We start from the raw sequence: 21660 nt of genomic DNA, 5'->3' as shown, positions 1-21660 counted from the left end.
TTTCTTTTTTTATCAGGTCATAAGGCTTTCCTCCCTTTTTGATAAAATCAGAAATGAAATCATAAATCAATGGGACCTTATAGCCAATTTCCCTAACCTCCCGGAAACCATCATCAGGGAAAAGCCAACCTCCCCTTCCTTTCCACTCCGAAACTTCTGACTGGAGCACGGCTTTTACAAATGAATAAATGATATCAGTGGCGCATTGGGCGTATTTTTCATCTTCAGTGAGGTAATAAGCCATGCCACAATCAATGCCCGTTTGAAGGTGCCGGATCAATGTTCTGGCATTGGCCATTTCCTCTTCGGTGGCATTGTCCAGGTTTTTATGGTTCCCATTTTCAATATGGTACGTAAGGTGGAAAGGCGGAAACTGATTTGGCTTTCTGCTATCCCAATCAAAAGGCAGGGCTTGAAGAAAACGCTCAGGGTCCTTTTGATGAACCTTGATGTCCTGGTCAAGTTTATCCATAAAATCCTTGTAAATTTTTCCGGCCCATGGCTGCTTCTCGATTTTTTTCAATATAGCCGGCTTCTCACCCGGACTTACCCAAATAAATGGGCGCTCTAGCTGTTGGGCAGAAAGCCCCCAACTTAAAAATACCAACAGGGCAACGATGTGCAATTTTAACCTGACCATAAAGACCTTAAATTTTATTGCATTATTTTATTGAGAAATGCCTTTAATGCTAAAATATACCCAACTTCGTAAAGAAAAACTATCCAATAATCCGGTAAAGTCTTTCTAATTTCTATAAACGGCACTTTAATGGGATTATCAAATACCGTATACGGAAATTTAAATTGCTTATAAGAATAGGTCTTTTTATAACAAAAGAAAAACCCTACTCACCCCCTTTTGCAGATTAAATCCACCAGGGCGCCTTGATTGGGATTTTAAAAATGGCACTCCAGTTTATATGGTATGATTACTGTATTATTTGTATATATATTATTACAAATCTAACCAACTAAATTATGCTTACGATAAATAACATTGCGACAGGAATTTTTCCATTGGTGGTATTGGGAAAAAAGAATGATGATACTGTGGATAAAGGTACAAATAGGCAGACTCCGGGGAATTCTGAAGGTGCCAGACCTCCAAGAAAAGAGGAGTACAAGGATAGTCATGGTAAAAAGGAAGAAGGTACTGATGAAACAAAATGAATACATTTGGACAACTCAATTGGGATCATAGTGTAACGTTAATTTCACCATTGGGTAATTCCTCAGCAATTTAATTCTGGCTAAGATTTTTCTCAACAAAACTTCTTCCGTAGTTAAGTTTCAGTAAAGAGTTAGGTAACTAATACTTTTTTAGGTCAGTGCCTAAGCAGCTTACCGTAAACCTAACCTAACTGTCCCCGCTTCTTCTTTTATCCATTCACTGGCCGGAAGCATTAATTCGGAGACTTCCGCCTCCGTGTACTTTTCGGGTTGGTACATCACAAACCTGTTTAGAAAATGATAAGAAGACCGGGCCGACACCTGTACTGTATAGGTTCCGGCCTCATCAAACCGGGCAAAAATTTCATGGGGATCATGATCGCTGGTCTTCGCTGTCCAAGTCCAATCTGTGGTGCCATGGCTATAGACCTTGAACCAACCATCAGCCCCCGTGCCATTGGGACAGTTGGCTTCACAAACACCTTTGGGGTGAAGAACCTGCTCTTCGAAATTTTGGGCAAAGAAATCGTCTGCATCGGGAATCCTGAGCCAGGTATCGTTGTAGTCAGTAGGGCTGGAACCCTCTCCTACTTTGCTGTGCCATATAAATTTGTACATTCCCGGATTATTGATCCGGATTATGTAAGTCAGCAATTGGTTACCCGGATTTTGGAAATATTCAGTTTCTGAATACAGGTATTGGATGGTTCTATTCTCCAATGAGGTAGATGCTGATTTCCACTCTCCTATTGAAGGAAGGTTTTCCATTTCTACAATCAGCAGACCATCCTTTTCCTGGAAAATAACTTGCGCCTTGGCAGAAGCAATAAAAGTGAAGCCCATAAATAGGCAACACCATTTAATTAAGTTTGTCATCGGTGTTTTGGATTTTGAATTTGATGGATATGTCCGGTTTTATCTGTAACCAAAAGAAAATAGCAAGTAAGTTCAATACCGCTCCCAATATAAAGAAGGGAGTAACTGAACCTGTCCAGTCTCTGAGATAAGGAAAAGCTAAAGCTGTGACAAAGGAACCAATATTTCCCGCCATATTCATTGTTCCGGAGACCGCACCTGAATGCAGTTTACCTATGTCATTACAAAGTGTCCATGAAGGGCTGATGGTCATATCAGCACCGAATATGGCAATCGACAAAAAGATAATTGAGGTAATAATTTCACCCGAATACAAACTTGCTATCAAACCCACAGATGCCAAGCTAAAACCTATCACTGCAGGGATTACCCGCGACCATTTAAAACTTCCTTTTTTGTAGATCTTATCTACCAACCATCCTGAAAACATATTCCCGAAAGCCCCCGCTACCAGCGGAAAGGAAGAATAAAATCCTGCCTCCAAATTATTCAACATAAACTGTTCTTTCACATGGGGAAACAACCAGGTGAGGCAAAAGAAAAAAGTGAAATTACTGGCGAAATACTGGCCCATGGCAAGCCACATGTTTTTGGATTCCAAAAGTGATTGAACGGCAAATTTTGATTTGACCTCCACCCCGTGTCTGGACCTGGAAATCATTATTTCTTCTTTCTCATAAGCTGAAACCCGCGGGTGATCTTCAGGATTGTCCCTAAAAAGGTAATACCAGGCACCGGCCCAGAGAATTCCCAAAATCCCAAGGGCAAAAAAAGTATTTCGCCAACCAAGACTGTCTATTACAATAGCGATCAAAGGCAAGGCAAATGCTGCTCCAAACCTTCCCCCGGAAAAATTTATGCCATTTACTATCCCTCTTTCCCTGATCGGTATCCAATGGTAAACCGCCTTGGATATTCCGGGGTAAGCTCCGGCTTCACCCACTCCGAATAAAAAACGGACAATAAACAGAGTAATGAAATTGGTAACAGCACCTGTCAAAGCAGTGAAAAATGACCATAAACTTACCACTGCGGCCAAAGCCCGCCTTGGGCCAAACTTATCTGATAAAATTCCCAGCGGGGTCTGAAAAAGGGCATAACCCAAAGCAAACATCGACAAGACCCATCCAAATTGTTTATCACTTAATTGAAGTGCTTCGGTAATTGGCTCCTTTGCAACTGAAATCCCGATTCTATCCACATAGACCAACATGGATAAAAGAAATGTACCCGCAACCATAAAATAGCGACTTGGAATAAAGGGTTTTAGGTTTTTTTTGTCCACGATGATAGTGATTATTGAAAATGGGGTTAAAAAGATCTGTTTTTTCTTAGGCCAATGGACTATAAAGAATTGGTCCCTGGTTCATGATCATCAAACAGTCCTACTTTTAGCTTTTCTTCTATTACATTTTTCGATTTGATCAAATGGGATTTCATTGCCTTTTCAGCTTCATCAGGATTCCGGTCAAGAATGGCCTGAATGATATCCAGATGGTCCTGTAGAGTTTCCTCGGGAGTTCGTATCAATCCTATTCTTTCAATATAGGTAATCAGGCTGCCCTGTTTAAAAAGTTTGTTCAGAAACTTGTTGCCACATTTCTCGACAATGAAATTATGAAAGTCAGTGTCGCTTTTTTTATAGGCTGCAGCATCATATTTTCCTCCATTCTCAAAAGGCTTGAAAAATTTGGTGAGCTTTTCGGCATCTTTAGAGGAAATGTTTTGGGCCAATATTCCTGCTGCAACGGACTCCAATGCAATCCGGCAATCAAAAATATCCAGGATTTCTTTGTCTTCTATCAACTTTACCCTAAAACCGGTTTTCGCTTTTGGTTCAATCAGATTTTCGGCTTCAAGCATATTCAATGCCACCCGCAACGGAGTCCTGCTGATCCCCAATTCTGCAGCCAGCTTTTCCTGAACGATCTTTTGTCCCGGTGCAAGTGTCCCGTTGATTATCATATTTCTTAATTCCCGATAGGCCTGAATGCCCAATTCGTCTATCTTTAACATCACTTCAAATTTTAGATTTTGATTTACTCAATTGATTCAAATCCAACTTGCTCACGGAAATTTTCCTGCCTTCATAATGGGATTGATATATGGCCTCCACCACTTGGAGGGTTTTCAGGTAATCATCCAAATTGGTTTCAAACGGAGAATCCGTAAAAAGATTTTCTATAAAATGTTTTTGGCAGTGATATACACTGTCTCCTGAAAAACCATTTGAAGAAGGTTTAAAAGGCAATTTCTCAAGCGACCGACCAAGAGGTTTGACGGTAATCTTTCCTTTGTGATTCAATTCCAGACTTCCTTTGTTTCCTTCAATGGCCATTTCCCCAAATGTAAACCGTGGGTTTTCATGGAAGGGTTCATTGTATCGGTTGGCATCCAAAAGGGCTGTACATCCCGATTTAAATCGGAAAAAAATCAGGCCGGCATCTTCTCCCTTGATGTTGGGATTTAGGGTTTTGAGATTGGCAAACACTTCTGTTATTTCTCCTTCAAGATACCTGAAAGTGTCCACAAAATGTACTCCGGTCTCATGCATCAGCAGCCTCGGCATTTTCCTGAAATAGGGTTGCCGATCCAGATAGGCATCTTCTCTCCAACCATCCCCTGTACGCATTTTGAAAAAATATTGAAACCGGTTCTCACCCACTGCACCTTGCTCAAGAAGGGACTTGATTTCCCGGTACCAGGGTTGGAACCGCCAGTTTTCATGAACCATAAAACGGGCATCGGCATTCTTTAATATCTCCCTGATTTCCAAAACCTCCTCAAAAGTTTCGGCGAGGGGTTTTTGACAAATCACATGGATGCCTCTTGACACGGCAGATTGAATGATGGATTTGTGGGTGACCGGCGGCGTCACAATATCAAGAAAATCCGGCTTTTCCCTGTCCAACATGGTTTCCAGGTCGGTATATATTTTATTTATGCCGAAGTTCTTTGAGAACAAAGCTGCTTTTTGTTCGTCTTTGTCACAGACTGCCACAATTTCCACTTGGGGGATCCTGGTCCAGGCATCTCCATGATATTGGCTAAAATATCCCGACCCGATAATTGCTCCTTTTAATTTTTTCATAAATCCCCAGGCTTACCCGTAAACAGATCAAATACTTTGCTGAGGCTTTTGTCGTCCCCGACATTACCGGGAAAAACAATAAAAGGAGTTTGTGGAAATCTGGTTTCAGTTCCAAGTTCCCACACCGGCACCCCGGGAATGATCTGCCCCAGCACTTTGGCCCGCTTCATCCCCAGTCCCTTTACCGCCAGATCGTTGGATGTAATCCCCCCTTTTGCCAGAATAAAATCAGGACTTACATTTATGCGGGCAACGAGGTCAACCAGGAACTCTGTGACCTGCTTTCCAATGTCAAGATTCTCTGTAGGACTGCTGCCACTGATCAGTTCCCTGGAAGTATATACAACAAGATGTTGGCCTGCCGACAAATGATTATCCAAATCGTGAACCAAGCTCTCCAAATGTATGGAAAGGTAATTTTCTTCGCTGACCAAACGGTCCACCGGAATGGCAAATGGTATAATTTCCTTATTTTGAAGAAGTTCATTGAGTTGTGCGGTAGTCTTGGGAACATAAGAGCCTACTACTATCAGCCCACCTGCACCACTCTTGTTTGAAGTCCGGCCGGGAACCCATGATTTGGGACCAATACCTGCAAATGCAGAAACAAAAGAAGCCGCAGTTCTGAATAAAAAACCCTTTCCACCCCTGATTGCCCGGTGTAGTGCCATGCAAACCGTCTCCAATTCCCTGTAACCGGTACTGTTGATAATCAAATATTCCCCTTTAATGAGCGTGGACAGTTTTTCCAGGATAACGGATTCTCCGGCCGCAATCTCCTCAATGGAAAGGCTTTTTACCCTTTCTGACCGGATTGTACCATTTGATTTTTCTTCCACCCATTTGCACAGGTCCGAATTTTTATACCCGAAACTTTTATCCCGGGCAAAGCCGGTTTCCGAAACAGGGATTTTTTTTCCGTCTTCCAGGATGTAATGGATGTTGTTTTCTGTAATTCTGCCACCCTCAAAAAAGGTGGGTGTGATCACGATAGGATAATCATCCATCCCGGCTGCAAGGCGAATGGCGTCCAATTCCGCAGGAAAATGACCCCGGAGCGTAGAGTCGCTTCTGCTGACCAGCAAAAACTCCCTGCTTGTCATAGCCGAGGCTTTTCTTAGATTTTGGCCAATTTCCGCCGCCCTATTTACTGCCTTATCCTGTGTGATGCTTCTGGTGTTGGCCAAAACAAAAAATACCGGAGTCTTCATTTTAAATTCCTCAATAAAAGCTTCTTCAGTCCAAATACCCAAAACATGGACATCAAAGACAGTTTGGGTTCCTGTAGGGTCATCGTCTACAATTACCATTGTCTTGCCCAATTCAAGAAAAAGTTGACTTAGCTTATTTTGGAAATCACGGTTTAAAGAATCATTGCTAGTCATGTCCTGTAAATTTAACTTAACGGCTTTACCAGTACCCTTGCAGGCGCACCGTCTCCATCTTTTATTTTTAGCGGAAAAACCATCAACTCTACTGTATCCCAATCAACACTTTCAAGATTGCAGATTCCTTCCACGATGATGATCTGTCCGGAAAACAATATTCGGTGGATGCGGGTGACTTCCTCCAGGTTATTGACATCGGCAACAGAAGGAGGCTCTACCGCCAGAATTTTTATCCTTTTTCTGACCAGCCAATGGGCAAGACCTACCGATATCCGGGGCAATTGGTCCCTATATATTTTAGGGTCGGTTTCTGAATACCTGCTCCATCCTGTTTTGATGATCAAACTGTCCCCTACCCCTAATTCCTTTTCAAGGATTCCTAAATCCCCAACGTCTATCAATGCACTTGGCTTGATTCCCGAAAGGTCCAGAATCCTTGCATATCCTGTGAGCTGATCATAGGTAAATTGGTCTATGGTCGGACCCGGCATACCAAAATGAACAGGCGCATCCATGTGTGTTCCGGCATGGGTATAAATGTCCAGGTTTCTGGCATTCCAGCCATCTGTTTCAAGATTTTTGGAATCCCTTAACTCAACACCGGGCATGGCATTACTGATGGTCTGTGTGAGGTCTATCCAATTCATTTTATTCGTTTAAAGCCTTGATCACCTGCTCTGCAAATTCATCCGTCTTGGCTGAACCACCCAAGTCAATTGTTTTAATTCCTTTCTGAAAAACAGTCTCTATCGCACGCACAATCTGATCGGCAGCATTTCTCTCCCCTAAATTTTCCAGTAGAATAGCCCCGGACCATATCGTGCCTACCGGGTTGGCAATTCCTTTACCTGCGATGTCGGGTGCAGAACCGTGAATTGGCTCAAACATGGAGGGGAAGTCGTTCTCAGGATTGATATTGCCACTGCCGCCCAGCCCAAGGCTTCCCATAATGCCGCCCCCAAGGTCACTGAGGATATCACCAAAAAGGTTGGTGGTGAGGATCACATCAAAATATTCAGGATGAAGAACAAAGTTGGCACTTGCATTATCAATGTACATTTTTTCCAGTTTTACATCCGGATATTGTTGTGAAACCTCCTCGATCAGTGAATCCCAATATTTTAAGCTATGGATAAGGGTATTGGATTTGGTTACATTGGTGACTTTTTTTCTTCTCTTTTGGGCAAGCCGAAAAGCATAATGCGCTATTCTTTCTATGCCTTTGCGGGTAAAGATACTGGTATCAGTCGCAAACCCTTCCTTGGTATCAGGCCTGAAAAAATCCCCATGCTGCACAAATTCCCCCTCATTGTTTTCCCTGATCACGACAAAATCAATGTCTTTTGATCCTTTATTCCGTAAGGGGCTCTCAAGACCTTTAAATAGTTTAACAGGCCGATAATTGACATATTGTTGAAATGCTGTCCGTACCTTGAAGGTATAAAGTTTTGCAGGAAGCGTATCATCTACACCTGGTAATCCCACCGCTCCAAAAAAAACGGCATCAAAGGCTTTGAGGGTTTCCAGACCATCTTCCGGCATAAAAGCACCCTCCCGGAGGTGCCTTCCCGCACCCCAATCATAAAATTCATACTCCAGATTAAAATCGGATTTTTTGGCAGCGGCTTCCAGCACCTTTAATGCAGCAGGGATGATTTCATTTCCGATCCCGTCTCCGGGTACAATTGCAAGTCGATAATTTTTCATAAATATTTCTGTTGTTGCTTTTTAAATGATATCTGATTTAGGTGATTTCCGATTAACAAATTTTTTTAAATAAACCCTTCTTCAATCAGCGGCCTTTTGAGGCTGGGAATATTTGGTAGGGATCAGCAAAAAACTTGACCTGTTTACTTTTTTGATCCACAAAATTCATTTACCTACTCCGGTGATCTCTCTGACCAGATTGAAGAATCCTTTTTTTCTTTCTGAATTTATTCCCCAATCCACAGGCACCGACTGATAGCCTTCCTCATAACCTTCCCCATCTCGTCGGAAATCAAAAAGTCCCCAGGAGACATAATTTTCCACGGCAGTGGTGAAGTTGTTTTTTTCCTTATCAAAATCATAATGGTCATCCTCATTGATGACCACCGGAATGGGCCGGTAGCCTTCCACTTTTCTGGTATTGTGGATCAGTGCTTCCAATTTCTCGGGGGTACTTACCCCGTTACCGTGGATCAGAATATAATCGGATGATTTGACCACATTGGGTTTGGGAACAGTATTTCCGTTAAAGCTGGTACTGACCAATAATCTTTTTCCATTGTGCTTCATGTCCTTAACCATGTCAATTAATTCATGCACCCTTTCCGCCTTCAAAATCCCATGATCATATGCTTTATTGTCACTTTCATTATTGACTTCAATCAAAACATTTTGATAACCTTTTTTTAGAATCCAATTGACGGTATTTTTTACCGCATTGATCACCGCTTTTTCATCATCCAGATTCTGGTCCTGGCCAAAATAGAATATTCCCAACATGACCACCATTTCCAATTGATCGGCTTTGTCCAGGATTTTCTTTAACCTTTTCATATAATCAGGTCTAAGTTTGCCGTCGGGATGAAATGCCGAATTTACCCATTCCTTGTTTCCGTATCCGGTTGGACTTCCCCCCTGAAGGTTGAGGGTAAAGGAATTCAACCCGTATTTTTTCCATTCTTCCATTGCAGTCACAAATTCTTTGGTATTTCTGTCAGCATCCCATTTTTTGGTATCAGGATAGGCAAAAAGCTTTCTGGTCTCGGGGTTCAGGTCATCAAAAGTTCCCTGCACCATCCTGGAGTTTATCAACAAACCTTCGATTTTATTGCCTTTCCAGACCCTGCCTTCATAAGTCGGTTTACCGTTGACAAAGAATTGTTCTCCTTTGATTTCGACTATTGTATTTTTCTTATTCAGTTGAAAAGAAGTTAGAAAAACCATCAGAATACATACTACAGGATAAACTATTATTTTAAATTTTTTCATGTTTCATTACTATTTATGATGACCAGTAATAAAATGTATACAGTACACATTTTTTTAAATGTAAATATTTATTATCAGTAGAAAAACTTTTATGGGATAAATTTGCTTAGAGTCCGAAATTGAATTTCCGGGAAGCAGTTTATCTTTAGAATTGAATTGGGATTTTAAAAAATATTCTCCTATTTGACCTGTTCAATTAAGTCAAAATGTGGAAAATAAACGCTATACCGATCAGAACCACCGTCTATCCGATTTCGAAAATGAAGTTTGGGTTATTTGTCCCAATTGTGGCCAATAAGCAATTGCTTCTGTAAACAGAGAAAGTAAGGAAGCCCGACTGCAATGCCTGCATTGTGTTCAAAACAAAAAGACCTCAACCCGGATTGAATACAAAAAAGATAAGCAATTGGAAATCATTTTACCTCCGCATGCTATATATTGTCATATGAAAGGTGTCCCTTTTCCGTCATATAAGGAATAAGAAGTTGCCAAATATGCCTGGACATTCCGCTGTTCTTTTTTTTGAATTTAGTATCGGAAAGCAATTCTTCCTGAGATAGCCAAAATGTAATAATGATCCGAATGGACAAAAGCAGCTGTCCAATATTATCTTCAGTACTTTTTTCAAAAAAGCCATCCTCAATGGCTTTTTTGAACATGTCTGACATTTGTTGTTTTCTGATCCTGAAGGTGTATTTTAGAAGCCTGTTGATTTTAGGATAGGAACGTGATATCTCCAATACGTCTAGATTAAAAAATCTGAATTTATATTGAAAGGATTCCAAATGAAGCAAAAGATGGTGAATCTGCTCAAAACTCCCCATGGTTGGATCCGCTGAAATATAGGATTCGGACATTTCGTCCCTCATTTGCTTGTATATTGCCAACAGCAGTACTTCCTTATTTTTAAAATGGTAATCCAGATTACCATAGCTTATCCCCATTTCTGTAGCAATGTGCCTGCTGGTTACATTTTGAATTCCATTTTTATTAAACAATTCTATGGAGGTATCGAGTATCCGCTGCTTGGTATCTGTTTTGCTTTTTTTCTTCATTTTTCATCTTTTATAGGAATGTCTGCCATAACAACTCTTCATCGGAACAAAAGTAAAAAAACCCAATTACTAACACTAAATTTTAAATCCCTTACTTTCCCAACGTAGTAGTGATTTTCCTGTTTTTGCATCAATCGATATTTTACTTACATATTAAGAGTCATTAATAATCATTAATTCTTTCAATCTCATTCCTCTGTCACAGGATAAAGCGATTCTGCACCCTTTATGGTGTCTTCTTTAATGCTAAGGTGATTTCCACATCCGGTTGCAATGAAATTACCAGTGTGTTATCATCCCTATGAATATCGTGATCCCCTTCAATATCAATATTTCTTTCGGGAAAGGGATTGATAAGGCGGATTTCCCCTCCTACTTCCGAGTATATGATTACCTTTTCTACTTTTCCCTCCACCCTTTCAGCAGAAACAAGAAATGCACCCTCAGTCCGTAATTTTTTAAACCCTACCGTTTCCCATTCTTCCGGAATCGCGGGAAATAGGCGAACGCTACCGGTATTGCTTTGGATTAACATTTCCTGCATGCCTGCCGCAAAGGCAAAATTACCTTCCAGCGTAAAGGGGCGGTATGTAAAGTCTGACTTACCTGTTCCTGATTGATCCCCGTTTACATGAAAACTGTTTGGTAACACAAAGGAGGAGGCAAAATCCTTTAAAGCCTTTGCCGCGCCCTTTCCATCTCCCGCCCTTGCTTTAAGATTTGCTAACCAGGCAAAGGAATAGCCCGTCCATTTTGTAGTACCTATTTTATCTAAATGAGCAATGGTATTGTTGATTATCTCCCGGTCTTTTTCCCCATTGGATGGATCTATAAGACTTAGGGGATGAATCGCCATGATCTGGGAAAAGTGCCGGTGTGATTCTTCCAGTTTTTCACCCGGAGCTATCATAAGCCCCGTTTCGTCAATCGAATAATATGGCCATTCCTCTAACGTGGCACGCCATTCTTCAGCTTCATCCTGATAACCAAGTTCCAAAGCAAGTTCGCTTGCGGTGGTAAAAGTCCAGCGTACCAAGGAAAGATCATAATTGGTCATTTGGTCAAACCATGCTTTAGCATCGTTATTATGGATCTCGGGGCTGGAAGACAACGGAAGCTTTCTTTTTCCATCATCTCCCTTAACTGAAAGCTCCTTTAAGAAAATGGCAACATTCCTTATCCATGGATAAGCATCATTTTTTAGAAATTCCCTATCCATCGAATATCTCCAGTGCAGGTAAAAATGATGTCCCAACCAGGCACTTATGGTAGGTCCAAAGGAATATTGTATCCATCCGCCCATAGGATCACCATCCAGGGTGGTGACCCCAGGTACGTTCAAGCCATTGACGCCATAATATTCCCTGGTATATTTTTCAAATGTGGGTTTATGTTGATTGAGCCAATCGATAAAGCCTTGCTCAAGGTTCAAGTGGTTGCCTGAATACGTAGGCCAATAACTTAATTGGGTATTGAGGTCATGGTGGAAATCACCTTTCCAAGGTGGCAACTTGCCATTGTCTGCTGTCCAGACACTTTGGAGAGATATTGGTGGTGCTCCTTGTCTGGCAGCAGCACCAAGTTTGTACATATCCATGTAATATTGCTGCTGCAAAAGAGTATCGGGAAGGGTAATAGCAGAAGCATTCCAGAAGGAATTCCACCATGTAAGATGACCCTCTTCATAGTCATCCATCTCTTTAGTAAAAGCCATTTCGGTAACCTCTGATGCGGTAACTGAAAAATCCTGGATATTTCTCTTGGAGCTAATACTCCAATTTCCCACTATATGGTCTCCACTATTTTTCCACCTTGTATTAACCTGAAATTGAAACCCATCCCATCCTTCCTGGTCATAGGTAACGGAATTCTCATTTTGTGATAGCTTGCCTGCGGAATAGCCTAGCCTACGAAGGTCCTGTCCGCTTACCGGATCTAAGGCTTCCGTTGAACCGGCGCCCACGTATGGAGGGGGAACAATCGTTGGCAGCAGTTCTGTTTTTAAGTTTTCAAAACTATACCAACCAATGGGTTCCGTAGCATGCACGAAGGTCCGTAGTTTTGTCCCGTTTTTCCATTGGATTACACAGTAGGCTTTTTGAAGATCCAATTTGATGGATTCTATTTCACCTAATCCGGATATATCAAACTCCAGAGCAGCACCGGGGATTTTGGAAGGGCCGGCAAGGGTGTCATAGGGAACATCGTATTGCCTTTGAACTGCCCCGTACTGGTTATTTTCCCATTGTTTTTTCACCCAATTAAAATCATATTTTTCAAAATCAATGTTTTCCATTTTTCTCAAATCCCAAAGATCTGCCCTATCAAGGGAAAACCTCAATTTTCCTTCCTTTTGCCAGATAAGTGCCCCCAGCGTGGCATTGCCCAATGGAATGCCTTCATCCCAGGTCTGGGCCAGATCGGAGAAAGAACGTTCCATATAATAAGGTGGTAGTTGCTGTTTTTCCCTGTCATTGCAGCCAGTCATTAAAAGCATACAACATAGGGTGGATGTAAAGCCAAGTAGTTTTCTGTATTCCATTATTTTTCAGGTTGATAGGATGGGTTGGGATATGGCAATAGTACATCCATTTCCCCGATCCAGTTTTGTAATTTTTTGTTTAGTCTTTTGCTTTTTCCAGGAAATTTCCCGCTTAGTTCGGCATCCTCTTCTTTACCCCTTTTTAAATTGAACAATTCGCTTCGATTGTCTTCAAAAAAATGGATAAGTTTATAATTCCCACCTCTTATTGATGCAGATGGTCGGCCACCTAGTCCGCCACTGTAATGGGGATAATACCAAAAAAGGGATCTGTTTTCTATACTTTTACCACTTAGCAGGGGTTTTATGCTGACCCCGTCCATATGCTGTTCCGGCAATAATTCTAAACCCGCCAAGTCGAGAAATGTGGGATATAGATCGGTTCCGGTTACAGGTACTTTACTTTCACCTGCCTTTATGTATCCCGGCCAACGGAAAATCAGGGGAACACGAAGGCCTCCTTCATAGAGATATCCTTTCCCTGTCCGAAGGGGTGCATTGGAAGTGGGTATCTGTTCGGCCAGGTTGCTGGTGGCCATCCCTCCGTTGTCGGAAGTGAAGATTACAAGGGTGTTGCGATCAAGCCCATTTTGGGAAAGGGCTTTCATAAGGCGTCCTATATTTTCATCCAGACTTTCCACCATGGCTGCATACCGGGGATTGTCCTGATGATTTTTTATATAGGTCTGATTTTGCTGATCGAATCTTTGACCTTCAAACTGTATCTGACTTCGCTTTTTTTCATAATTTAATACTTTTTCAGCTTTCCCTTCGAGCGGTAAATGAACCGTATAAAAAGAAAGAATTGCAAAAAACGGTTTCTTACTTTTTTGCGAAATGAACTTTATGGTTTCATCCGTAAGGCGATCAGTAAGGTACTCCCCTTCCGGTCCATCGGGTAATTGAGGATTTTTATAAGGTGAAAAATATCCACCGGCGGGATGTCCGGTATGGTTTCCACCCACATTTACCTCAAATCCATGATTTTCCGGATAATCAATCTCTTTTTCGCCCAAATGCCATTTACCTGCAAAGAAAGTGCGGTATCCATTAGATTTAAATGCTTCCCCAATTGATATTTCCATTGGGTCCAGAAATAACTTAAAAGGATGCGAAGCCAGTTTTTGGTCGGGATGGGGGCCGTAGTGGCGGTTGCCGGGTATGTAGTCCGTTAGGTTTAATCTGGCGGGGTATTTTCCGGTCATTATAGCTGCCCTGGAGGGAGAGCAAATGGGGCTGGGCGCATAGGCATTGGTAAAGGTCATGCTTTCTGTAGCAAGCTTATCAATATTGGGAGTTTCGTAAAAGCGGCTTCCGGTATAACCCAGATCATGATACCCCAAATCATCTACAAGAATAAACAGGATGTTTGGATGCTCATATCCGGCAGTCTGAGCTTGGATCACTGCGGGGAGAAGGGCCAAAAAGAACATGAATCGGAGCATTTGTACAATCATGATAACTGAGAGGATTAATTTAGCCTTACTTTGTCAAATTAAACAATGTTAGTAGAAACCTGCCAGGTTTATGTACTGTAAATGCAATGGATTAACAGTTTAAAGGTTATAAAACCTGGCAGGTTTTTGCCTATTCCCAAACTTGACAAAGTAGGGTTAGTCTAATAGTTTTTTCCATACTAATCCCGCAATGGCCCTGTAACCGTCCTTATTTGGGTGTACGCCATCGCTTTCCGTAAACAGCTCTGGTCTATGATCCAAGGGTTCATTCAGGTCAATAAAATGTACGTTCTTCTCACTTGCAACCCTTTTATCATACCAATTAATTCTTGAAGTCTCGGCTTACGGACAGTCAGACCGGCTACGCGTTCACTATCGAGGCCCGGAGTTTCCAAAACCATGGGTGTAGGTGCAGCTATAAAGATTTGTGGATTTGATGGCAATGCTGATAATTCATCGATAAGGTCGCGGTAATCGTTTTCATATTCATCTCTGTACTCCCAGCACTTTCTGTCACCACAGGATCCAAAGCCACAGGTATCGTTTGTACCAAGACTAATGATGATAATATCAGGATTTGCTCCCTTGATTTTGGGTAGCTCATTCCATACGGTAGGTATGCCTTTTCTAATAAGGGTTAAACTTCCTACTCCAAAATTTTGCACGGAATATTTTTCTCCCAAAAGTAGTTGCAATTGTGCCGGATAAGAATCTTTGTCTCGATCATCAAGTCGCGCCCCGTAAGTAATGCTATCCCCGACACAGGCCACTTTTATTTTTTCCTTAAAGGTTAAACCCGAAACAGCAAAAAGTACCATCAATAACGAGGTGCAAAAAACTATGGAAGTGCAGTATTTTTCTATTCGTTTCATAGGTCTAATCTACTATTTACTTGATGATTTTTGCTCAACATTATAAACGCTAAAGTTTTTGATTTGAGGCTCCCCTTTTGATTCAGAGATTCTAAGCTTTACAGCATCCACCTCCACCTCATCAAACTTATGGATAAACTTGTGTCCGATACTTGATCCTTCAAACAGGGTTTGCCATCCATTTTTGGTTTTTCCCTCCAAAACAAATTCCCTGACCCTTTCTCCTTTGGCAATATCTTCCTGCAAAACGATGTGATTAATTTGGGATCTTTCTTTTAATTTAAGGGTGAGCTTTTTGCCTTTTCCGGAAGTTTCTGCCAAAGGAGTACTAAACCGTCTCTTGATTTCATCGCCCAATTCCTTTAAGCGCTGGACATCAGGTTGGGGCAGCAAGCCTTCGGCGTCTGGTGTCAGCCCCATAATCAGCGTGGTATTGTGCCCGACACTATTGTAATACATGTTCATAAGATGCTCCAATGGAAAAATATATTTCTCATTATCCGGCTCCCAAAACCACTCGTGCCCTCCATTATATCCCCGCAAAGGAGCGTCACTCATGGCCGGCATGAAATAGTTACCGTTTGGATCGCCCTCCTTAAGCAATTGAAAATTGTTTTTGAGAACGACTTGCTGATTGGTAGAATGCGAATAGGGAAAGGGAAATGTACCCCAACTCGGATAAGGGACCGTTCCGCTTTCACTTCCTCCCCAGCGGATGTCGGCACGTTGGGTATTATGGTAGAAAATGCCATTGGGTTGATACTTTTCAAAAATTGACAGCACATCCGCACCTCCCTTTTCGGGGCCATGTGCACCCCCATCAAACCATACAATTGCCAGGTCTCCATAATTGGAACAAAGCTCGCGCACCATCTCCTCGCACATTTTATTGTAATGTGCTTGCCTGTTTTTGGCAAATTCATTATCTCCCTGTACCATAAAATCATGAACCCCATAAAATGAATTCCAACGGATACCTATGTAAATACCTGGAGCAATACCGTATTTGCGGCAGGATTTGACAAAATCAGCCACAATATCCCCCTTACCATCACGCCAATCCAGTGCTTTTAAACTGTACGGATTCACCTTGCTCTGATAGAGGGCAAAACCTGTTTCGTGGGTGGCCGTCAAGATCGCAATTTTAAATCCGGCATCCTTGGCGGCTTTGACCCATTGATCCGTATCCAGGTTGGTAGGGTTAAAGATGTTGTAATCTGGAATTGGGGTGATCCTGTTTTTTGCCTGGTTGTAGGGCTTTCCATCAAAGACATGAAGATCGTAATGGAATACCGCCACAAGTTCTGCATTTTGCCAATCCAACTGGGCCTGCGTCGGAGTAGGAATATTTATTTCATTCTGAGCCATGGCGTACCTCAGAATTACAATTATCAATAGCAACGTAAGCTGTAACCCTTTTCTCATTTTATCTTATTTTCTAAGTTAGAAACTTGCATTTCTAACAGCTTGAACCCTTGAAAAATCCTTTGTCCATGAAGGACCAACCCTGCGGGTGTCAAATGGGTGGTATCCGCTTTTGGAAGGTATAACATAGACGTGTAACTAATATTTTTGTCGTCCTTTGCGATTTTTTTCTGTGCTTCAATGACGCTGGGCCGCTCTAGGACGAAATAATGCTGCTCATCTACTCCCAAAATCACCTTCAGTCCCTCGGTTTGCAGCACCTCGGATCGTAAATGGTTGAGCAGTGTTCTTAAATTATGCTCATAATCGTTCGCTGATTTTTCATCCCCGGCATCTGTCTCGCCCTGTATCCAAATAAAACCCCGGATGTTGACACTATACCCGATTTCTTTTAATTTCTGAATGGAAGGTCTCAGATTCACGACCATTGAATCATATATTCCCCCTTTTCCGGGCGCTTTCCAATCCCTTGCAAGTCCAGTCCCTCCAAGGGTATATTTAAAGATAGCAGGATTATAACCTGCTTTCTTCAACTCCCGGGCAAAACTCACTTCCGGGCCAAAGTGTCCGGCAGGATACCGTCCTTTTTGGGGCTGCATGGATATCCAATTCCCATTTGAGCTTTCTTTCCCAAATACAGTGTAATTCAAAAGGATGTCTTTATCGTGCCCCTCACCATCTTCCGGATATCCGGTTGCATCACCTGTATATCCCTGAGCGTTTGATTGACCGGCCCAGATGAAAAGATCTAAGGTTTCTTGGGCTGCAAGACTTAAGGGAAATAATATAAATATTAAGACAATGTTTAAAATTTTCATATCCGATATATTATTAAAAGTTTTTGAGAAGAGTCAGAATTTGTTTTTCAATTTCTTCGGCTTTTTTTTCCGCCTCTTTTATAGGCAGTCCTATATTCATTCCCGGTCTTTTGTGTCCTGTTTGGGTTAGCCATGCGTCTTTTATGATTTTTGACGCTTATCGACAAGTTGAAGAATCATATCTCCATGATGATAGGCAGCCAAAGCTTCTTTCATATTGTTAGCTTTGGCAAGTTCTTTTTCTCCAAGCGGCAAAAGTATTTGTTTTGCCATAAGATAATGTCCCGTTTCGTTTGGGTGAATGCCATCTTCTGCATATATAAAGGAAGAATTTGCCTCACGCTTATCTTCAAGATATTTTCTCATAGGCCAGTGAATATCTATTACCTTCCAATTGGATGTATAACGTAAGCTAATTAACCAATCAGAGTAAATATCGAGAACGTTGGCATAAGCTTCCACCTTTCCATCATAGATTGGTGGAGTCACATGAATAATGGAGACACCCCTATTTACTACCTGTTCATGTAACCGGATAATTCCTTCTCTGAATTTGTTAAAACGTTCATCATCAAATGGCTTATAGATACCATCGTTCATGCCATAGCAAGCAAATATCAAATCAGGTTTGATTTGGTCCAGGACTCTCTCCAGTCTTTCATGTAAATCAGGACGGGGAAAATTTCCGCCGGCATGTCCGGGTTCTGATAGTCCGGACACTGTTTCACTTGGCAGACCAACATTAATAATTTCAATTTGATCTTCAGGATATTTAACAGTAAGATACGCTTCTATATAGGAAACATATTGGCCCCCATAAGTAATGCTGTTGCCCAAAAAAACAATTTTTTTAACGCCATCGGGGATTTTGTATGATTGGGAAAAACTTTGAATTTGAAAACCAATCAATGCGATTAATATAAATGTTATCTGTTTCATGCATTATATATTTGATATGAACTCAGTTACTCTAATTTTAAATTTTTCAAGGTTTCATCTACATAAGCGCGCGCAATACCCTCTTACATCTCCCCTAAACCTAAGAAATTTTTGCAATTAAAAAATCAGGCAATTACTACATGATGATATCCCCTGTTCCTTTAATTATAAAACCACTCAGCAAATAAAGACGCCAAAGATGAATAATTGACATTTATTTTGAAATTGTTTGATTACCCAATTACACAAAAAACCCCGGGTTTAAATTTATTTATCTCAAGTCTGCGAAATGAAGTACCTATTAACTTTCCTTTTTTCAATATCAATAATCCAACTCACTGCTGCCCAGAATTTTACTGTCAAAGGGGTCGTCAAAGAAACCGACAGGCAAGAGCCTCTACCCTTCGTCAATATTCTTTTGCTAAGTTCTAATGATTCCACCCAGGTTGGAGGAACGGTTTCCGATATTGATGGCCACTTTGAAATTACGGACGTCAGAAGAGGGTCATATTTGGTTAAAGTTCAGTTTATGGGATACCGGGAGTTTACCAAAGAAATTGAACTGAATTCAAATGTTGATTTGGGAATTCTGTCAGTAAGGGAAGAAGCCACAGACCTCCATGAAGTGGTCATAGAAGCCAGGCGGTCCACAGGTACCCAAAGAGGAGATACCACAGCGTTCAATGCGGATGCTTTCAAAACCATGAAGGATGCCAGTGCGCAGGTACTTATCGAAAAGCTGCCGGGTGTCAGTACCGAAAACGGCATCATTCAGGCACAGGGAGAAAATGTTGCCCAGATTCTGGTGGATGGGAAACCTTTCTTTGGAACTGACGTGAGGACGGCCTTGCAGAACATTCCTGCCGAAATGATCCAAAGCATTGAGATATTTGACCAAAAAAGTGAAAAAGCCCAGTTGAGTGGATTTGATGATGGGGAAAGACTGAAAACCATCAACATCATTACCAAAGCAAACAGACGTAAAGGACAGTTTGGTAAGGCTACCGCAGGGTATGGAACGGATGTCAGGTACCTTGGCGGGGCAAGTGTCAATATTTTTGATGAGGATAAAAGGTTCACCATTACAGGACTGACCAACAATGTCAATGTCCTCAACTATTCCAGTGATCCAAATGCACAGGATAATGCCAATCCACAGGAAGGGATCATTACGACCAATATCCTGGGATTGAATTACTCAGATACTTGGACAGAAAAAATCAAGATTGCAGGCAGCTATGTATATTCCAACCGTGAAAACATTGGTATAGTAGACCGTTTCAGGGAATTTATCACCTCCGATGAATCCAATCAGTTTTATGCCCAAAGAAGTACTGATGTCAGGGTCAACAATCAGCATCAGGCAAATTTAAGGTTGGAATACAATCCCAATGAAAAAAACCGGTTTTTATATACTCCCAGATTTTCTGCAAGATTTGAAACAGAAAACTCAGGCTTTTTTGGGCAGACAGATGATGGATTGAATCCGATAAATACTGTCGAAAATCTTAAAACAGGAAAATACCAGGACTATGACCTATTCAACAGATTTCTGTACAGCCATAAATTTAACAAACCGGGAAGAACCGTTACGTTAAGAACCACATTCACCAATGGCTGGAATTTGGATGAATCTGACCGGAATGCTGAAAACACTTTTTTTGAAGAAAATGGGCAAAGGACAGAAAACCTTGACCAAAGGATCACCCGCGAAAGAACAGGTACTTCCTGGCAAACAAGGGTTTCTTATACCGAACCCTTAGGTGAAAAAGGTCAGATGGAAGCGGAATATCAAATCGGTAACCGTAAAAATGACTCTGACAGGTTGCTATTCAATGTGGAAAACAGGGACATTGATGATGGTGTTTTTCTTCTTGACACCGCATTGAGCAATGTGTTCGTCAGCAATTATTTGACCCAAAGTGCAGAATTGGGCTATCAATACATTACTGACAAATATAAAGTTCAGGCTGAAGTGGAATATCAGGATGCCAATCTGGACAATTTGCAGGAGTTTCCTTCACCTGAAATGTTGAACAGGAAATTCACCAATGTACTGCCAACTGTAAGGATGGAATATAAATTTTCTCAAAATACCAATATCCAATTGGATTACGACACTTATACCAACGAACCGAGTGTGGGGCAACTGCAGAGCGTAGTGGACAACACCAATCCCATTCAGTTGAGGACAGGTAATCCTGGACTTGACCAATCATTCACCAATCAACTTAGACTTCGCTTCAGGAGCAACAATCCTGATGCTGACAGAAACTGGTTTATTTTTGCCCAATCAAGATTTGTAGATGATTTTATTTCCAACTCTGTCCTGATAGCCGATGAAGCGACTGAGATACAGGATGGGATTATTTTGGAAAGAGGCTCGCAACTGAACAAACCGGTAAACTTGGACGGTTTCCAGGATTTCCGCTCGTGGTTCAGTTACGGCATGCCACTCGGCTTTATCAAGTCCAACTTCAATGTCAATGCAGGTCTTGGATATACCCAAAGACCAGGACAGGTCAATGAAACAATCGGGTTTAATAATTCCACCCGTTTGAGTACTGGATTTTCCTTAAGCAGCAATATCAGTGATCAGGTGGATTTCAATGTAGGGTCAAGATCTTCTTTCAATCAGGTAAACAATACCCTGAACCCCAATCTCAGCAATGACTTTTTCCAACAGAGATTCAGGGTGAATTTCAATTGGATTGTTTGGGAAGGAATTATTTACAGACTGGACCTCAACCATCAGATCAACAATGGACTGGCCGCAGGTTTTGACGCCAATTTTACCTTGGTCAATATGAGTGTCGGCAAAAAAGTCTTTAATAACCAAAGGGGTGAAGTCAGCTTGATGGTATATGACCTTTTGGGTCAGAATGCCAATGTCAGAAGAAATATCACCGAAACATTTATAGAGGATACACAGTCCAATGTACTCCAACAATATGTCATGTTGAGCTTCACCTACAATTTGCGAAGGTTCTCCAAGGGAATGGATGAGAAGGATTATTCTGAAATGTATTCGGAAACAAACTGATGTTTAAA

The 21660-nt window shown here is 41.5% G+C and carries 18 protein-coding genes; 2 read left to right on the top strand and 16 right to left on the bottom strand.

Annotated features, from left to right (window positions below):
• On the bottom strand, positions 1-640 hold a 640-nt coding region (locus tag ACEW8O_RS22895; protein WP_373496953.1), incomplete at its 3' end, for a hypothetical protein.
• A gap of 338 nt (positions 641-978) precedes the next feature.
• Here ACEW8O_RS22895 and ACEW8O_RS22890 point away from each other — a divergent pair.
• The gene (locus tag ACEW8O_RS22890; protein WP_373496952.1) at positions 979-1170 is read left to right on the top strand and encodes a hypothetical protein; all 192 of its coding nucleotides are present in this window, start codon (positions 979-981) and stop codon (positions 1168-1170) included.
• A gap of 171 nt (positions 1171-1341) precedes the next feature.
• Here the strand turns inward: ACEW8O_RS22890 and ACEW8O_RS22885 are convergent, their stop codons facing one another.
• The 15 genes from ACEW8O_RS22885 to ACEW8O_RS22815 form a co-directional block, all read right to left on the bottom strand.
• Positions 1342-2046, bottom strand: a complete 705-nt coding sequence (locus ACEW8O_RS22885; protein ID WP_373496951.1) for a hypothetical protein — start codon at positions 2044-2046, stop codon at positions 1342-1344.
• Positions 2030-3331 carry an MFS transporter gene (locus ACEW8O_RS22880; RefSeq protein WP_373496950.1) on the bottom strand — a complete coding sequence of 434 codons (1302 nt, stop codon included), beginning with the start codon at positions 3329-3331 and terminating at the stop codon, positions 2030-2032. Before ACEW8O_RS22880 ends, ACEW8O_RS22885 begins: the two co-directional genes overlap by 17 nt.
• A gap of 59 nt (positions 3332-3390) precedes the next feature.
• Complete coding sequence (locus ACEW8O_RS22875) at positions 3391-4062, bottom strand: GntR family transcriptional regulator (RefSeq protein WP_373496949.1); 672 nt, start codon at positions 4060-4062, stop codon at positions 3391-3393.
• 4 nt (positions 4063-4066) lie between these two features.
• Positions 4067-5137: a Gfo/Idh/MocA family protein gene (locus tag ACEW8O_RS22870; RefSeq protein WP_373496948.1), complete on the bottom strand. Its 1071-nt coding sequence runs from the start codon at positions 5135-5137 to the stop codon at positions 4067-4069.
• Positions 5134-6522, bottom strand: coding sequence for a four-carbon acid sugar kinase family protein (locus ACEW8O_RS22865; RefSeq protein ID WP_373496947.1), 1389 nt, complete (start codon positions 6520-6522; stop codon positions 5134-5136). Before ACEW8O_RS22865 ends, ACEW8O_RS22870 begins: the two co-directional genes overlap by 4 nt.
• Positions 6523-6533: 11 nt before the next feature.
• Positions 6534-7172 (bottom strand): cyclase family protein, encoded by a 639-nt coding sequence (locus tag ACEW8O_RS22860; RefSeq protein ID WP_373496946.1) that lies wholly within the window; start codon positions 7170-7172, stop codon positions 6534-6536.
• 1 nt (position 7173) lies between these two features.
• Complete coding sequence (locus ACEW8O_RS22855; protein ID WP_373496945.1) at positions 7174-8232, bottom strand: isocitrate/isopropylmalate dehydrogenase family protein; 1059 nt, start codon at positions 8230-8232, stop codon at positions 7174-7176.
• A gap of 165 nt (positions 8233-8397) precedes the next feature.
• Positions 8398-9501, bottom strand: coding sequence for a hypothetical protein (locus tag ACEW8O_RS22850; protein ID WP_373496944.1), 1104 nt, complete (start codon positions 9499-9501; stop codon positions 8398-8400).
• Between the two features lie 431 nt (positions 9502-9932).
• Positions 9933-10556 (bottom strand): TetR/AcrR family transcriptional regulator, encoded by a 624-nt coding sequence (locus tag ACEW8O_RS22845; RefSeq protein WP_373496943.1) that lies wholly within the window; start codon positions 10554-10556, stop codon positions 9933-9935.
• Between the two features lie 226 nt (positions 10557-10782).
• The gene (locus tag ACEW8O_RS22840) at positions 10783-13098 is read right to left on the bottom strand and encodes a glycosyl hydrolase family 95 catalytic domain-containing protein (RefSeq protein WP_373496942.1); all 2316 of its coding nucleotides are present in this window, start codon (positions 13096-13098) and stop codon (positions 10783-10785) included.
• Positions 13098-14543, bottom strand: a complete 1446-nt coding sequence (locus ACEW8O_RS22835) for a sulfatase (protein ID WP_373496941.1) — start codon at positions 14541-14543, stop codon at positions 13098-13100. Before ACEW8O_RS22835 ends, ACEW8O_RS22840 begins: the two co-directional genes overlap by 1 nt.
• Positions 14544-14824: 281 nt before the next feature.
• Complete coding sequence (locus ACEW8O_RS22830) at positions 14825-15427, bottom strand: GDSL-type esterase/lipase family protein (RefSeq protein ID WP_373496940.1); 603 nt, start codon at positions 15425-15427, stop codon at positions 14825-14827.
• A gap of 12 nt (positions 15428-15439) precedes the next feature.
• Positions 15440-16852, bottom strand: coding sequence for an alpha-L-fucosidase (locus tag ACEW8O_RS22825; RefSeq protein ID WP_373496939.1), 1413 nt, complete (start codon positions 16850-16852; stop codon positions 15440-15442).
• Positions 16849-17670, bottom strand: a complete 822-nt coding sequence (locus tag ACEW8O_RS22820; RefSeq protein ID WP_373496938.1) for a sialate O-acetylesterase — start codon at positions 17668-17670, stop codon at positions 16849-16851. The genes ACEW8O_RS22825 and ACEW8O_RS22820 overlap by 4 nt, the downstream gene beginning before the upstream one ends.
• Before the next feature lie 141 nt (positions 17671-17811).
• Positions 17812-18609: an SGNH/GDSL hydrolase family protein gene (locus ACEW8O_RS22815; RefSeq protein WP_373496937.1), complete on the bottom strand. Its 798-nt coding sequence runs from the start codon at positions 18607-18609 to the stop codon at positions 17812-17814.
• Between the two features lie 289 nt (positions 18610-18898).
• On the opposite strand from ACEW8O_RS22815, the gene ACEW8O_RS22810 reads away from it, so the two are divergent.
• Entirely contained in the window at positions 18899-21652 is a 2754-nt protein-coding gene (locus ACEW8O_RS22810; protein ID WP_373496936.1) for an outer membrane beta-barrel protein, read from the top strand.
• The last annotated feature ends 8 nt before the right edge of the window (positions 21653-21660 follow it).

The sequence above is a fragment of the Aquiflexum sp. genome, assembly GCF_041749095.1.
In the GTDB taxonomy this organism is placed as follows: Bacteria; Bacteroidota; Bacteroidia; order Cytophagales; family Cyclobacteriaceae; genus Aquiflexum.
The sequence above is the reverse complement of the archived record's forward strand: the minus strand, read 5'-3'. Positions and strand labels throughout refer to the sequence as shown.